This is a genomic window from Marinoscillum sp. 108, assembly GCF_902506655.1.
GTDB lineage: Bacteria > Bacteroidota > Bacteroidia > Cytophagales > Cyclobacteriaceae > Marinoscillum > Marinoscillum luteum.
This window is the reverse complement of record NZ_LR734815.1, coordinates 1-14978: the sequence shown is the minus strand read 5'-3', so window position 1 is coordinate 14978 and position 14978 is coordinate 1. Positions and strand designations below refer to the sequence as shown.

Genomic DNA, 14978 nt, shown 5'->3' with positions numbered 1-14978 from the left:
ACCGATGGGGCACCATCGGTATTTTTTTTGACTTCACCTGATAAATGAGCTAGCTCAACGAGTAATGTCTGAGGGCTTCTTTTCTAAGGATAACTTGTAGCAAAATTAGACCTCAAGAAATGAAGACCCTGCTGCTATTTTTTCAATTGATGAGTCCGGTGGCTGATACCGTTCAGCAAGGAGGAGATTATCCGTCTTATCTGTCATTACAAAATTGTGTGATTCTCGACCTGGGGCCTTCGGTGCAGTCAGAAAACAAGAATTTGATCTATTCCTGGGATTTTGGTGATGGCCAAAGGAAACTGGGCATCGTTTCGGAGCATTGCTACGATGAAATCGGCGATTATGAAGCCATACTCTCAGTGACCGATCCTTATTCTGGGACACATTTTCGGGATGAGTATTATGTGGACGTGGAGATCAGACCATCCGTGGAGTTGGATATCGTGGAGGAGTCAGCACAAATGCTATCTGCGGAACTCAGGGCTGCCTCCGAAATTGAAGCGGCCAGGTTTTATTGGGATATAGATGGTCAGTACTACATGGGAGACCAAATTGAAGGAGATTTTATTAAGGGAGCCATCCAAATCAGATTGCTTGCCATATTCACCTATCGTGGAGAGGTTGTCCAGTTATCTAAAACAGTGATCAGATGAGAAAAATATTAAGAGTGATATTGAATCTATTTCTGGCAACATCTTGCCTCATGGGGTATGGTCAGATGGTTCCCAGTGAGTTTGAGCAAATTACCTATCTCGTCACTTTTGGTCAGGAGAGTAACCCTGGATGGGGAGATGATGACTTTAGTCAAGTATTCTTTTTTATTGTACCTGAAACATTCACAAAACCAGTGTACATCAGGGTATATGACCCTGAAGTAGGTGGCCAGCTCGATGAGAAGAATGGAGAGTGGAATAGCCGGACGAAATTCTCGGTTTATGGGGGGCAAGGCACCCACAGTGACAAAGATGCCAAACAGATTAATCCGGTTGGAAATTATAAAAGTGGGAGCATGCTGGCGACCAAGACTTTCGGAAATGAGTCCAGGTATGACGAGGACTGGTATTCTTTTGGGCCGTTTAATCCATTAGAAGGAGAGGATGCGCCGGAGCTTGGTGGCAGGGTCTTTAAGGTAGTGACGGAGGGCATTAGCGGCGATGATGGTAATCTTTATAAATATTTTTTGAGCACACAGCCTTATGAAAACAAGGAAGTGGAGGGCGCTAATGCCTTTACTTATGAATATTCTTTTAGGCTTCCAGAGGCGAAAGGTTCAGTGGCGCATCTCTATCCATTCATAGACAAGAGAGTAGTCTCCATTACCCAGAATAATTTCGATTTTGATAACGAAGGTTCGGTTCTGATTTATTCCATTTCTAAAAACAGGCATCGGGCTGTCGCTTCGGCCAATAAAAAGTGGGGAAGGAGCATGCACTTCATAGACGATGAAGAAAAAAACACGACCGTAGACTTACAAATAGTAAAAGGGAGAACCTCAAGGAATGACATGGTGTGCTACATTACCAATCAATATGAGGAAGCCATTGCCTTCTTTTCAGTGCCTGTAGGAGGGCCGCCCAAATTTAAATACAAGGTAGACGTGAGGTATAAAAGTGAAGAAGATGATAACTAAAAAATTTACTTTATTCGTTTTAGGATTTGTAACGATACTCACCACACTCTATTCAGGACCCAGAGATTTTTCGATGCTGGTGTACAATGCTGATCGGGATTTCAATGGTGTTTTTATCTATACCATCATCCAGGATGAGGATGGTTTTTTGTGGGTTGGTGGGGATGACGGCCTGTACAGGTTTGACGGCAAACAAATGCTCAATCTCAATGCTAAAGATAGCGCTATCAACAACTTGGTGACTGCTTCTGTGGTTTCGTCAGATGGTCACCTCTTTATGGGCTATTATGAGGGTGGGATTAGTATTGTGGAGCACGGCAGGTACAGGAAGATTGTGTCCAAAGAGGATCTGCCCAATAAGGTGAACAGGCTTAGGTCTCATGGAGAGAAAACCATCTGGGGCCTTACACAAAACAAAGGGTTGATCCGGGTACAAGAGGATTCAGTGACCCACTTCAGCCACTCGATTTTTGATCAGTTAATAAGCTATGATTTTATGGTCTACCAAGACTTCATTTATGTAGCTACCAATGAGGGTTTTTTAGAACTTAAAGTCGAAGGAGATCAATTAACCTCGCTTGGATTTCTGGAAAGTACCAAGGGATTACAAATCAACTCTATTTTTCAGGATGATCATGTGAAAAATTTGGTGTGGTTGGGGACCAATGATGGGCTCTACTCACACTTTTTGGAGTCCAGGGACATCAAACCTGTGGAAGGGTTTCCGGCTCACGTGCAAGTGAGTTCTATAGCCAAGGATGACCTCAATACCCTCTGGGTGGGCACTAAAAATCACGGTTTGGTTGAAGTAGACCTCAATGGAATAGAAGTAACGGCCATCACGTTTTTTAACAAGCAAAATGGATTTGAGAGTAATCAGGTAGGGGAGGTGTATGTAGACCATGAAAATGAGATCTGGGTAGGTACATTCGGAAGGGGGCTGGTACAGCTAAACAGGGCCTACTTTCATCACTATGAACTTTACAAGCCACTCGCAGTGCAGGGAATCCATAGCATTGCCAACTATCGAGAGGATGAGCTGATCCTGGCCACCGAGCAGGGGCTCGTGCATGCGTATCATAAAGCCATGCGGGATAGCCTGATCTTTGAGCCCCTCAAATACACGCAAGACTATTCATTTACCTCTATTTTGGTGGATGGAGAAGTGGTTTGGGCCGGGACCAGAGATGGGGTCATCAAGGTCAACCTTTTACAAAAAACAATTGAAAGAATAGGTTTGGCACCCAAGGATGTGATGGAGCATCATTTGATAAGGGAAATAGTAAAGGACAACGATGGTAATCTGTGGATATCAGCAGCTGGAAACGGTGTTTACCACATCAAGCCATCGGGAGAGCTTATCAATTTGTATAATACCCGATTAGGTTTCTATCACAATGAAATTTTTGCAATATTCCCGGATCAGGCGGGCAACGTATGGTTTGGGAGCCACGCCACCGGGCTGGCGCTTTTGCCAAAAGGCGGTGAAATGCAATTTCTTTCCAAAGATGAGATTTTTCCTGCATTTGATATCAATACCATCACACAGTCCGCCGATGGGAATATATGGATCACCACAGAGGGGTCAGGAATTTATCGGTTTGATGGTGAGAACTTTAAACAGTTTACAGCAAAGGATGGATTACTCTCCAACTACTGCAACGCTGCGGTGGTAGATGATATCGGCCAGATTTGGGTGGGGCATAGGCTTGGTATTAGTCTCATTCAACCAGGGTATGACCTCATCAGAACCTTTCACCATCCCGGCGAACTGGGAGAAACCGAAGCTGAGCTCAATTCGGTTTGTAAAGACAGACATGGCAATATCTTTTTCGGGAATCCTTACGGAGTGACAAAAGTGAACCTGCCCCATTTTAATTTTAAAATAGCCAAACGACATACGCATATAAAAGACCTTCGTCTGTTCTATAACGCGACTGATCTCCTTAACTATAGTGGTAAGGCCAAGCTGGACGATATCCTACCCTCCGATTTGACCTTTCCCTACGATGAAAATCACATTACCTTTGATTTCGTATCTATCAACCTACGAAATCCTGAGGCTATTTATTATCAGTATATGCTCGTTGGGTTTGATAAAGGCTGGTCACCCGTGGAGAAGAGTAATTATGCTACGTATACCAATCTGGATCCTGGTACTTACACTTTTCGGGTGCGGGAGTCTGATCATGAGGCCCTATGGGATGATGAATACACAGCTATTACCTTCAACGTGAATTACCCCTACTGGGAAATGTGGTGGTTTTACCTCCTCCAGATTGCAGCAATTACCTTGATCGTCTGGCTCACATATTTTCTTTCAGGAAGGCTACAAAATCAGTTTGCCATCCGACTGATGGTTTACATAAGTGTCTTTATCGCATTTGAGTATGTGCATACAGAACTGGAGCCATATCTCACTACTGTGTCTGGAGAGACCCCTATTTTCCAGGTGGCAGTCAACCTCGTGCTGGCGCTGTGCTTGCTACCTATCGAAATAAGATTAACACATTACCTCAAACTAAGAGCACAGGCGGTGGAGGCCAAAAAAGAACTCTCAACGACAAATCAAGTTGAAGCATGAAACCAATCTTAACATTATCCTTTATTTGCGTGATGTCGATCCTGGTAACCGGACAGACGATTACCATTCGTACAGAGCGAGCAGCAGATAGGGCGTTTGAGCAGTTTTCTTATGCCAAAGCAGCGGATTTATACCGGGAAACACTTAAAGACACCAAAGATAGCCTGCGCCTCACCTTGCGAATAGCCGACTGCTATCGCTACTTGAACCTGCCCGATAGCGTGGAGCGCTACTTGAGGACTGTAGCCGATCAGCCCCACATCGACCCTATTTACCATTACTATTTTGCTGAAGCTCTTTTGAGCAATAACAACTATCGGGAAGCCGAGTATTGGTACGAAAACTATAAGAATGCACTCAGTGATGATGCGCGCACACCCCTTAAGCTTGATGCCCTACAGCATCTTTCGTCTTTTTTTACAGACTCAGCCAACTATACCATCAGAAGACTCGATTGCAATACTCCGGGACTTGATTTTAGCCCGGTCATGTATGGAGGAGGATTACTGTTTGTTTCTTCCCGAACGCTGGATAGGGAGTGGGTGAAAGTAGATTTCAATTGGGATGAATCCCGATTTTTGGACTTGTTTTATTTAAATAATGCTACAGGTGAGGTTACCTACTTTCATGAGAGTCTGAAGAGCAAATACCACGAAGGACCTGCTGATTTTTACGATGGAGATACCCGAATAGCCTTTACCCGAAACAACTTCAGTGGCAAGCGAATCAAGCGGGATGATGAGGGAGTGACTCGGCTCAAAATTTACTTTTCGACCTATAACGAGCAGAAGCAACAATGGGAAAGCATAACCCCGTATGAGCACAATTCGGACAGCTACTCCGTAGGGCATCCAGCACTGAATGATGAAGGGAGTATAATGATTTTTACCTCAGACATGCCCGGCGGAGCTGGCGAGACTGACCTCTATATTTCGTATAAAGAAGAGGGTAAGTGGATGACTCCTAAGAATCTTGGATTGTCAGTGAATTCTGAAGGGCGGGAGATGTTTCCTACCCTTGTGGGTCAAAGGCTCTTCTTTGCCTCAGATGGAATGGGCGGCCTTGGCGGCCTGGATATCTTTTCAATTGATCTTAGCTCAGATTACGAACCAACGGGTGAGGCTGTCAACGTTGGGTATCCTATCAATAGCTCACGTGATGACTTTGGCCTGGTGGCCAATGATGATTTCAGTCATGGGTATTTTACCTCAGCCAGAATAGATGCCTATAGAGATGACGTCTATGAGTTTTCATTTACAAGAAGTGAGGGTGAAAGGAGAGGCTTTGTACTGGATGCCCGAACAGGGCAGCCCATTGTTCAGGCAGATGTTTTCTTGCTGGATACCGTCAGCCAGACCGAAATATACACCAGATCGGATTCGGATGGAGCTTTTGAAATGCCCATACTTTCTGGTGTGGTGTGGGCGGTGAAATCCGGGAAATTTGGCTATTTGTTGTCGGAAGAGGTATTGGTGGGTTCTGATTATAAAGCTGATGTCATCATCAGGCTGCACCAGGAGCCATCTGTGAAAATGAAGTTTCCAATTGCCATAGATGCATTGCTACGCATGTATGATTCTCTGGCCAATTTGCCTGGTGCGGATATAGGCCTCAATGTGCATGAAGACTATATGGGTATGGATTTTAGGGTTCAACCAATCTACTACGACCTGGATAAGTATGGCCTGAGACCAGAGGCTGTGACAGAACTCGACAAACTCAAAGGCTTTTTACTGGACCACCCTAGGGTGGTAGTGGAGATGAGTTCACACACGGATAGTCGCGCAGGTGATGAGTATAATCTCAATCTGTCTCAGATGCGTGTGAATGCCGCATTTGATTACCTGATCTCACAAGGGGTAGCTGATAAGCAACTCATTCCTCAGGGGTATGGCGCTACCCGACCCGTGGTTGATTGCACTGGAAGAGAGTGCTCTGAGGCGGAGCATCAGATGAATAGAAGAACAGAATTTTTGATCATTGGGATTGAGTGATCGTTATCTGACTCATTACCAAGGCCTGTCGGTTTGTGAAGTATGCGCAATTATATCTTTGGTGTGCCCATAACCGACGGAACCCATGTTTCGCTTTATTTCCTGATAACCTTGGCTTTATTTTTACTGGTGAGTAAGTTGCTTCTCTATTAATTCAGGAGATGCATGACTAAGAAACGTATATTTTTCACCGGAGGATCGGGTAAAGCCGGAAAGCATGTGATACCATATTTACTGGATCAGGGACACCGGGTGTTGAATGTAGACCTCAGGCCATTGGACCACCCCGGGGTGGACAATCTGATTGCTGACATTACAGATTCCGGGCAAATGTTTAACGCCATGAGTTCGTATGCCGGGCTGGATGAACTGGAGCCGGGCGGTGGTGTTCCTAAGTTTGATGCTGTGGTACATTTTGCTGCGGTACCGCGTATTCTCATCCATCCAGACAATGAAACTTTCAGGGTGAACACCATGGGTACTTACCATGTGATAGAAGCCGCTGTAAAGCTTGGTATAGAGAAGATTGTGATTGCTTCGTCAGAGACGACTTATGGTGTTTGTTTTTCTGACGGTCAGACTAACCCTCATTCACTACCGCTGGATGAGGACTATGATGTGGACCCCATGGATAGCTATGGCTTATCCAAGGTGGTCAATGAGAAGACTGCCCGTGCCTTCCAGCGCCGGTCAGGCTTTGATATTTATGCCCTACGCATCGGCAATGTGATTGAACCTCACGAATACGCTGAACTTTTTCCTGCGTATTTAAAAAAACCCGAAGTGCGGCGCAGGAATGCGTTCTGCTATATTGATGCCCGTGATCTGGGACAGATTGTGGATTTATGTCTGAAAAAGGACGGCCTGGGTTATCAGGTTTTCAATGCCGGAAACGATCACAATGGCGCCATTATTCCTAGTAAAGAGTTGGCAGAAAGGTTTTTTCCTGGAGTGCCGGTTACACGGGAATTGGTGGGGCATGAGGCCTTGTTTTCCAATCGAAAAATCCGGGAGGTACTAGGATTCAAAGAACAACATCACTGGCAGAAATACCTGAAGTGGGAGTAAAGCTGGTTGATGGATACATTTATTCAACTTAAAGTATAATGTTATGAGTAGTACAGCACATCACGATGAACGCATAGCAAAAATGACCTTCGCTTCAGTTTATCCTCATTACATCACCAAGGTGGAGAAAAAGGGTCGAACCAAGGATGAATTGCATCAGGTGATTGAATGGCTAACTGGCTATGATGAAGCCAAGCTGAACGCACTCATTGAGGAAAAGGTAACCTTTGAAACATTCTTTCAGACGGCCACTTTGAACCCCAACGCCCACCTCATCAAAGGGGTGATCTGTGGCTATAGGGTGGAGGAAATTGAGAATACTCTTACCCAGCAGGTGCGCTACTTAGACAAGCTGGTAGATGAGTTGGCAAAGGGTAAGAAAATGGAAAAAATTCTTCGCGCTTCCTGACAGCCGTTTGGTAATGATGGCTCGGTTATCATTGGCTGTGCGCTCTTTTCATGGCCTACCACTGTTTGTTACTATGTAAGCCCATTGGTAGGGAGCAGTCCGATGAATAACCGGTTCGCAGTGTTTTTAATCATAGCATTAACTCATATCTTTCAGCCATGAGTTCAATATCCAACCAGGGAACCCGCAGATTATTATTTATTCTTGTCTTATTTATTCTCAATGATTTTGCTCAGGCTCAGAATCTTCCTATTCTCAATGTCAACAGAAGAGCAGGTTTGGAATTTGACAAGTTTAGCTATGTCAATGCCAAGAACTTATACATGGAGTCATTCTTACAGGATTCCACACAGATAGAGATAATTAGCCAGATTGCCAGGTGTTATTTGAAGCTAAATAATTCTGTGGAAGCAGAGCGTTGGCTCAAGAAGTTGGTGGAGACTGACAGTGCTCAATCAGACGATATTTACTATGCTCTGGCTCAGCAGCTCAGCAAAAATGCCAAATATGAAGAGACAGCCGAGGTACTTAGAAAGTTAAATGAGGGAAAGGCACGGGATTTCAGAGCCGAGTCTTTAGCCAGGTTAGACGAGTTTTTTGCAAGCAGTATGCTGTATAAAGTGACCAGCTTAGACATAAATAGCAAGAGGAGCGATTTTGGTCCCATGTATTATGGTGATCGTATAGCTTATTTATCGGCAAGGCAAAAGAATAGATGGATCGATTTCAATTTTAGCTGGGACGCCACTGAGTTTCTGAATTTCTATAGCTTTAGTCCTGGTGATTCTTTGGATGATGTTAAGCCCATTGCTGACTTAAACGGTGCGTATCATGAAGGTCCCGGTCAACTCTATGATAATGACCAAAAGATCGTATTCACCAGAAATCATGTGATCAAGAACAAGCTTGGCAGACAGGAGGATGGGATTTCTAAACTCCAGCTTTATTTTGCCACTCGTTCCGAGGATGAGTCTTGGCTTGATATACAACCCTTCGAACACAATATCACGAGTTATTCTTTTGGTCACCCGACGATAAATCCTAGCGGAAACACACTCATTTTCGCTTCTGACATACCTGGAGGTTATGGTGGCACTGACTTATACTTTTCTGTAGCTCAGGATTCTGGTTGGTCAGTGCCTGCCAATCTTGGTGAAAGGATTAATACACAAGGAAACGAAATGTTCCCGTTCCTTGAGGGGGAGAGACTTTATTTTGCCAGCGATTTTTGGCCTGGGCTTGGTGGATTGGATGTGTTTGTTATCAATCCCTGGGGTGATTCCGGGAAACCGGTAAACCTGGGAGCACCAATTAACAGTAGCCAGGATGATTTTGGACTAATCACCGATGAAACATTAAGTAGTGGATATTTTTCATCGGATCGTATGGGAAATGATGATATTTATTCATTTCAGTCTCAGTTTTATACACTTTCGGGAGTGGTTAAGGATCTTATCAGCGGTGCGCCTGTGGATGGATCAAATGTTATATTTCTAGACTCTCTGGGTAGGGTTTTTGAGTCTGTGAATACCGGAATGTCCAATACCTTCTCTATCAATTCAACCTATACAGGTACGTTAATAGCTTTTCCGGTTAAAAGTGGGTTACTGGTTCAGGATAGCCTCAGGATTCATATCGACCCTGATTTTAAAGGCACCAAGAAAATAGAATTATTCCTTTTTGTACCTGATTTGGAGATCAAAATATTGGATGAGTCGGGCCAGGAAATCGCCCAGGCTGTGTATTACTTAAAATCGATTGACGCTCATAAGACGCTTCAGCCTTCGAAAAGTGAGCATGTTTATGAAGTCACACCCGGAGAAACTTATGAATTGTTTGCTGCCGCAGATGGATTTTACTCCAAGCGTGACACCTTTCAGGTATCTGGTGACTACAAAGGGCAGGGTGAACATGTGGTGCGTCTAAAGAAAGTGGTGGTAGGGGAGAGTATTCGCTTGGATCATATCTATTATGATGTAAACAGTGCTGATTTGAGGGCGGAATCTGAGGTGGAGCTGGACAAAGTGGTAGGCTTCATGACTGACAATCCCCACCTCAAAATCGAGCTCGGTTCGCACACTGACTCACGAGGATCGGATGCTTATAATCTGCGACTCTCTCAGAAGCGGGCAGAGTCTGCTACTCAGTACCTGATCAATCAGGGAATCGACAAAACAAGGATCACTCCGAAAGGTTATGGGGAATCCAAACCGGTCAATCGTTGCGTAAATGGTGTGAACTGTTCAGCCGAGGAACATCAGGAAAACCGCAGAACAGAGATTAAGATTCTGTAGGCTGCGAGAGTTTTACAGTGCGTTCTGATAATTCGAACTCTAAAAAATGGCATTCCAGCGAAAACCATCTGTAAGAGCGCTTCAAAGAAAGCATCTTTACCAGAGATACACACCAACTATGAAAAGAATAATTATCCTTTTGCTACTCATTTTTGTGATGTTTCAGGCCAGTGCTCAGACCAAGGGCTTGATCTATAAACCTGCTAATGCTGGTAAATCCGTTCTCGATCCAAACCTGGACGGATATGTTTCTGAAACAGACCAGGGCTTCATGGTCGATGATGAAACAGAGAGTGAAATTCCTTATGTGCCACTACCGGTAGTAGGAGCGGGAGAGCCGTCAAGTGACAACTCTGCGGGTCCTAGCTGCGGGTTCGTCGATTTGGTCAGGTCGGAAGATGACGAAACAATTTACACCTATTCAGATGGTACAAATCTCTTCTTTAGGTTCAGATTAGGCGGTACAGCAGAAAATTCAAAAGGATATACCATCCTGGTGGATACTGATCAGCTTTTTGGGAATGGATCTGATCCGCATTATGTCTCGGGTAATCCAGGGTTTGAGTACGAAATCACCTTGCGAACTAATTTTGGAGTGAGCATCTATGACATTAATAATAACACGCTCACAAGTACTGAAATTGGAGATGGTACTGTGGATAGACCTTATGCTGATTTTGCCCAAAAGGCCATAGCGGGATCGGAAATCTGCGGGACAGACTATTTCTATGATTTCTATGTGCCTTATGCTGACTTGCCTTTCAGTAGCTCCACACCAGTACGGATGGTGGGAGGGACCACCATCGCACCTAAAAATTCTACCGGATTCAAAATGGCGGATTTGGGTGGTATTGATGACGATTTAGGTGTAACTGATGACTTATTTCAAGATTTAATAGATGTTTTTCCTCCTACCTCAGGGGACGACATAAGCGGCGGGACAAAGATTAATCCAAGAGCAGCTTGTCCACTGATAGACGGACCAATCGGAGTGGGTGTGACTTCTATTTCGGGAACCACTGCCGAAGTAGATGGAGCAACGATAGAGGTATTTAGAGGTGGTCTTTCGCAAGGAACCACTTTAGCCTCGGGGGGGATCTGGACCCTCTCTGGGATAACTGCAACAGCAGCCAATGAAGTATTTACTGCCACAGCGAAAGTGAGTGCCACAGCGGCAGCGGCCACTTCAAGTAAACAGAAATCAACCTCTTATTCTAATTGCGACCCCACCACTGTCGGGGCTACTTGTGCCAATCCGGCACACACATTATCTGTTACAGGTAATGGAAGCGGGGTTAATTTTTCCCTTACTGATGCTGCCAACACATCATTTACCGTGTCATTATACGATGATGCAACGGGAAGTTTGATTGCAGGATCAAAATGGGCTGCTAATGAAAATCCTATTACTGTAGTAACAACTGCGTCCGGAACCTATACCGGAGCTGTTGATGCTAATCAGGGTTCTGCAGTTCCCAATGGAGTTTACTATATAGTTGTTCAGGGAAGTGGATGTGCATCAACCCGAGCTTACGTATGTCAGGGTGTAGGTGCGACAACAACTCCTACAATAACACAAACGACAATACTCACCACAACAACTTCAATCACTGGTACAAAAGCAAGTAACGCAACAGTCGAGTTGTATATTGATGGAGCTGCAACGGGAACTACCTTTACTACTACAGGAACAACCTCCTATTCTCTCGCATTACCCACACTTACTGCAGGTCAGGTAGTTTCGGTTTACGCAACTCAGACCTCTTTATGCCCAGCCGAATCGGGTGATGTAGTGGTAACAGCTGCCCCTGTCCAATCAGCTGTTCCAACATTTGTGGGGGATTACTGTGCACCCTCGGGTGGATCTATTTCAGAAATTTCGGGAGTGACAGCATCAGGTGCTGGCACAAAAATAGATGTTTATTCCAGTACTACTTCAGGAAGTGGTTATACGCTCGTAGGGAGCATACCAAGTACTACAGGTTCATCCTGGACATTAAGTAGTATTACGATAAATGAGGGTGATTATGTAGTAGCTACAGCAACAGGGTCTGGGGAAACAGTGAGTGCTTATTCCACCGAAATTCAGATTCAAAGTCAAACGGTGGATGCGTCATTGGCGATCACAAACCCAGCCACACCGAATGAAATCAGAAGAGGAGATGCAAGCATTTCAGGGACGAGTTCTCTAGCTGATGGAGCTACAATTTATCTATATCTGGATGGAGATATTGTAGATGGATTTACGGGTACGGTGAGTTCAAATGCATGGACCATTACTGATTTAAATGCTGCAAGTGTCACAGGTTACGATGTATTGTATGCCGGGGCCACAGTTACAGTGACGTCCCAATCCGGTTCACTTTGTGAAAGCGCCCATTCTGCGGGGGAAGTGGTACTTTGTCAATTACCGGATAACACCATGACCTTTGCAGCCACCTCGGCCACCACTATTTGTGCAGGAGAAACAATTGATTTTTCGGTAAGTACTACCGAAAATTTGATCATTTACGAATTGCAGGATCAGAATGAGAATGGTGTCGGCCCAGCTTCATTGGGCGATGGTACTGCCCTTAGCCTTACCACCTATGCCATTGACGCAAGTGTGACCTCTATTAGTTTGATCGCTTCGAGAATTGGGGCTGGTACCTGTAAGGTGACGGTTGGAACCATCGCAGTATCTCCAGAAGAAATCAATTTAACCCATGTCATTACTCAACAACCGTCAAATTGTCCTTCACCTGATGGAATCATCACGCTTTCAGGGTTAAGCAATGGGCAAACCTACACTTTGGATTACAAGGTAGATGGGATTGCCGCCGCGACAACTACCCCTACGGCAAATGGATCCGGAGAAATTGCTATTGGTGGTTTAGGCCCGGGGGAATACTCTGATATTTCGATTACGGGAACAGCAATTACCTTGACCTGTGGAAATGTAATAGCAGGTCCTGTTGTGCTGACCAATGCAGCTTCACCGGTGTTGACCTTAGGTTCAGTGACTATGCCAGCTACTTGTGGTGCATCTACAGGAAATATGGTATTGACTAGTTCGATTACAGGTTCTGTAGTTACGTACGATATCAATTACCTAGATGATGGCGTATTTACCACCAAAACTGCAGATGGCGATATTTTTACTGGTGAGATTTTACTAACGGGGCTGGATGCCGGACTTTACACAAATATCACCATTACACCCACGGTAACAGAATGTAAATCCAATAGTATCGGACCAGTCACCATTAGTGACCCTAATCCGACGATAGCTGTTTCTGGTAGCGCCAATCCATCGGCATGTGGGGGGACAGGCACTATTAATTTCACTTTTACAGGAGTCGCGGATGGTACCACCTATGCGATCAATTATGATGGCGGGAGTTTTTCTCCTGTCGTGGTAAATTCTAATACCGCATCAGTACCGGCATCTGCGGGTAACTATCTCAATTTAAATATTACGGATGCGACCACTGGGTGTACTACAGACGAAAATCCGGATGTTACGCTTTCGGATCCGTCGACACATACTATTGCAGCGACAAAAACCAACCCAACTGCGTGCGGAGGTAACGGCTCTATAAATCTGACATTTACTGGAGTGGCTAATGGAAATTATGCCATTGATTACGATGGCGGAAGCTTTTCAAATGTTGCCATTTCATCTAATTTGGCAACAATTAATACTGGGGCAGGCACCTATAATAACCTGAGTCTAACATATCTGGGCTGTTTGAGTGCGGAGTTTCCAGACGTTATTTTAACAAATCCGACTAAACCAACCGTTTCACTTATCTCTTCATCCAATCCAACAACCCCTGGAGGAGCAGATGGTCAAATAATCCTGACAATTACTGGTGTTCCGAATGGTTCGTATACATTAGACTATGAAGATGGAGCTCCAAGTGCGCAGACGTTCACTGGTGTGACTATTACTTCAGGATCTGCTACTATTTCCGGATTGACTGAAGGTACTTATAACAACATTTCGATCACCCATAACAGTTGTACTTCGGTAGCTGATATTGATGTGGTATTGACCGATCCGGTAATACCTACTCCATCTATTACGAGTAGTACACCCTCCAATCCGTCTACTTGTGGAGGTACAGACGGGTCAATCGCTTTGACTTTTACTGATGTTGCGGCTGGAACTTACTCACTAGACTATCACGATGGGGTAGGTACTGCAAGTTTTAGTGGTGTGGTGGTCGATGGATCTGGAAATGCTACCATAAGTGGACTGTCTGCAGGAACCTATAATGACATTACCATTACGGTTAATTCAAAAACTTCAGTCGAAAACATTGATGTGACCTTAAGTGACCCGACAACAGCAACAATTGCAGAAGGAACGCATACACAACCTACGGATTGCGTTTCCCCGAATGGGGCTATTGTTTTGACTGGTGTAACATCCGGTACTTATGATGTAGACTTTTCTTTTAATGGTGTAGCCCAATCGACCAGGTCGATAACTGCAACAGCTTCAGGAATATCTATTTCCGGCTTGAATAATGGGGCTTATACTAATTTGAGCATAACTAACCCAACAACGGGATGTGAATCTAATGTAGTAGCCGGACCAATTAATTTGGCCAATACTTCAGCGCCTAGCGGCGCAGATATTACCACTACTACTACTATATTATCCACTACGACAACCACTGCTGACCTTACAGCGAGTGCCACAGACAACAGTGGAACCACTAATTTGACTTATGCGTGGACGACAGGTGATGGCACGATCGATTCAGGAGCGGCGACTGCAACAGCCACTGTAAGTGATCCAGGCACTTATACGGTGACTATCACTGATCCTGATAATGGTTGTACAACTACAGCGCAGCAAATAATCACAGAAGATCTTGTTGCCCCTGGTGTAGTGATCAGTGGACAACCAGCAGCAGTCAACAGTACGACCCCTTACAATGTTACCGTAGACTTTGGTGAGGTAGTAACCGGTTTTGTGATTGGTGAAGTAGATGTAGCCAATGGA

8 protein-coding genes are annotated in these 14978 nt (G+C 44.7%); all 8 read left to right on the top strand.

The genetic code is table 11. The annotated features are described in order from the left end of the window. The first annotated feature begins 119 nt into the window (after positions 1-119). Entirely contained in the window at positions 120-656 is a 537-nt protein-coding gene (locus GV030_RS16585) for a PKD domain-containing protein (RefSeq protein ID WP_159584384.1), read from the top strand. Beyond that, positions 653-1633, top strand: a complete 981-nt coding sequence (locus tag GV030_RS16580) for a hypothetical protein (RefSeq protein WP_159584382.1) — start codon at positions 653-655, stop codon at positions 1631-1633. The genes GV030_RS16585 and GV030_RS16580 overlap by 4 nt, the downstream gene beginning before the upstream one ends. Then, the gene (locus tag GV030_RS16575) at positions 1623-4217 is read left to right on the top strand and encodes a two-component regulator propeller domain-containing protein (RefSeq protein WP_159584380.1); all 2595 of its coding nucleotides are present in this window, start codon (positions 1623-1625) and stop codon (positions 4215-4217) included. Before GV030_RS16580 ends, GV030_RS16575 begins: the two co-directional genes overlap by 11 nt. After that, on the top strand, positions 4214-6211 hold the full coding sequence (locus tag GV030_RS16570) for an OmpA family protein (protein ID WP_159584378.1): 1998 nt from the start codon (positions 4214-4216) through the stop codon (positions 6209-6211). The genes GV030_RS16575 and GV030_RS16570 overlap by 4 nt, the downstream gene beginning before the upstream one ends. 165 nt (positions 6212-6376) lie before the next feature. After that, positions 6377-7279 carry an NAD(P)-dependent oxidoreductase gene (locus GV030_RS16565; RefSeq protein ID WP_159584376.1) on the top strand — a complete coding sequence of 301 codons (903 nt, stop codon included), beginning with the start codon at positions 6377-6379 and terminating at the stop codon, positions 7277-7279. Positions 7280-7322: 43 nt separating this feature from the next. Then, on the top strand, positions 7323-7688 hold the full coding sequence (locus GV030_RS16560) for a DUF2200 domain-containing protein (protein WP_159584374.1): 366 nt from the start codon (positions 7323-7325) through the stop codon (positions 7686-7688). A gap of 158 nt (positions 7689-7846) precedes the next feature. Continuing rightward, entirely contained in the window at positions 7847-9982 is a 2136-nt protein-coding gene (locus GV030_RS16555; protein ID WP_159584372.1) for an OmpA family protein, read from the top strand. Positions 9983-10100: 118 nt separating this feature from the next. Next, positions 10101-14978 (top strand): PKD domain-containing protein (locus GV030_RS16550; protein ID WP_159584370.1); only part of this gene is annotated, 4878 nt, incomplete at its 3' end.

Bases quoted from the DNA above. Each gene is read 5' to 3' on its own strand.
- GV030_RS16570 (WP_159584378.1), top strand. From the start codon at position 4,214: ATGAAACCAATCTTAACATTATCCTTTATTTGCGTGATGTCGATCCTG.
- GV030_RS16575 (WP_159584380.1), top strand. From the start codon at position 1,623: ATGATAACTAAAAAATTTACTTTATTCGTTTTAGGATTTGTAACGATA.
- GV030_RS16580 (WP_159584382.1), top strand. From the start codon at position 653: ATGAGAAAAATATTAAGAGTGATATTGAATCTATTTCTGGCAACATCT.
- GV030_RS16560 (WP_159584374.1), top strand. From the start codon at position 7,323: ATGAGTAGTACAGCACATCACGATGAACGCATAGCAAAAATGACCTTC.
- GV030_RS16585 (WP_159584384.1), top strand. From the start codon at position 120: ATGAAGACCCTGCTGCTATTTTTTCAATTGATGAGTCCGGTGGCTGAT.
- GV030_RS16555 (WP_159584372.1), top strand. From the start codon at position 7,847: ATGAGTTCAATATCCAACCAGGGAACCCGCAGATTATTATTTATTCTT.
- GV030_RS16565 (WP_159584376.1), top strand. From the start codon at position 6,377: ATGACTAAGAAACGTATATTTTTCACCGGAGGATCGGGTAAAGCCGGA.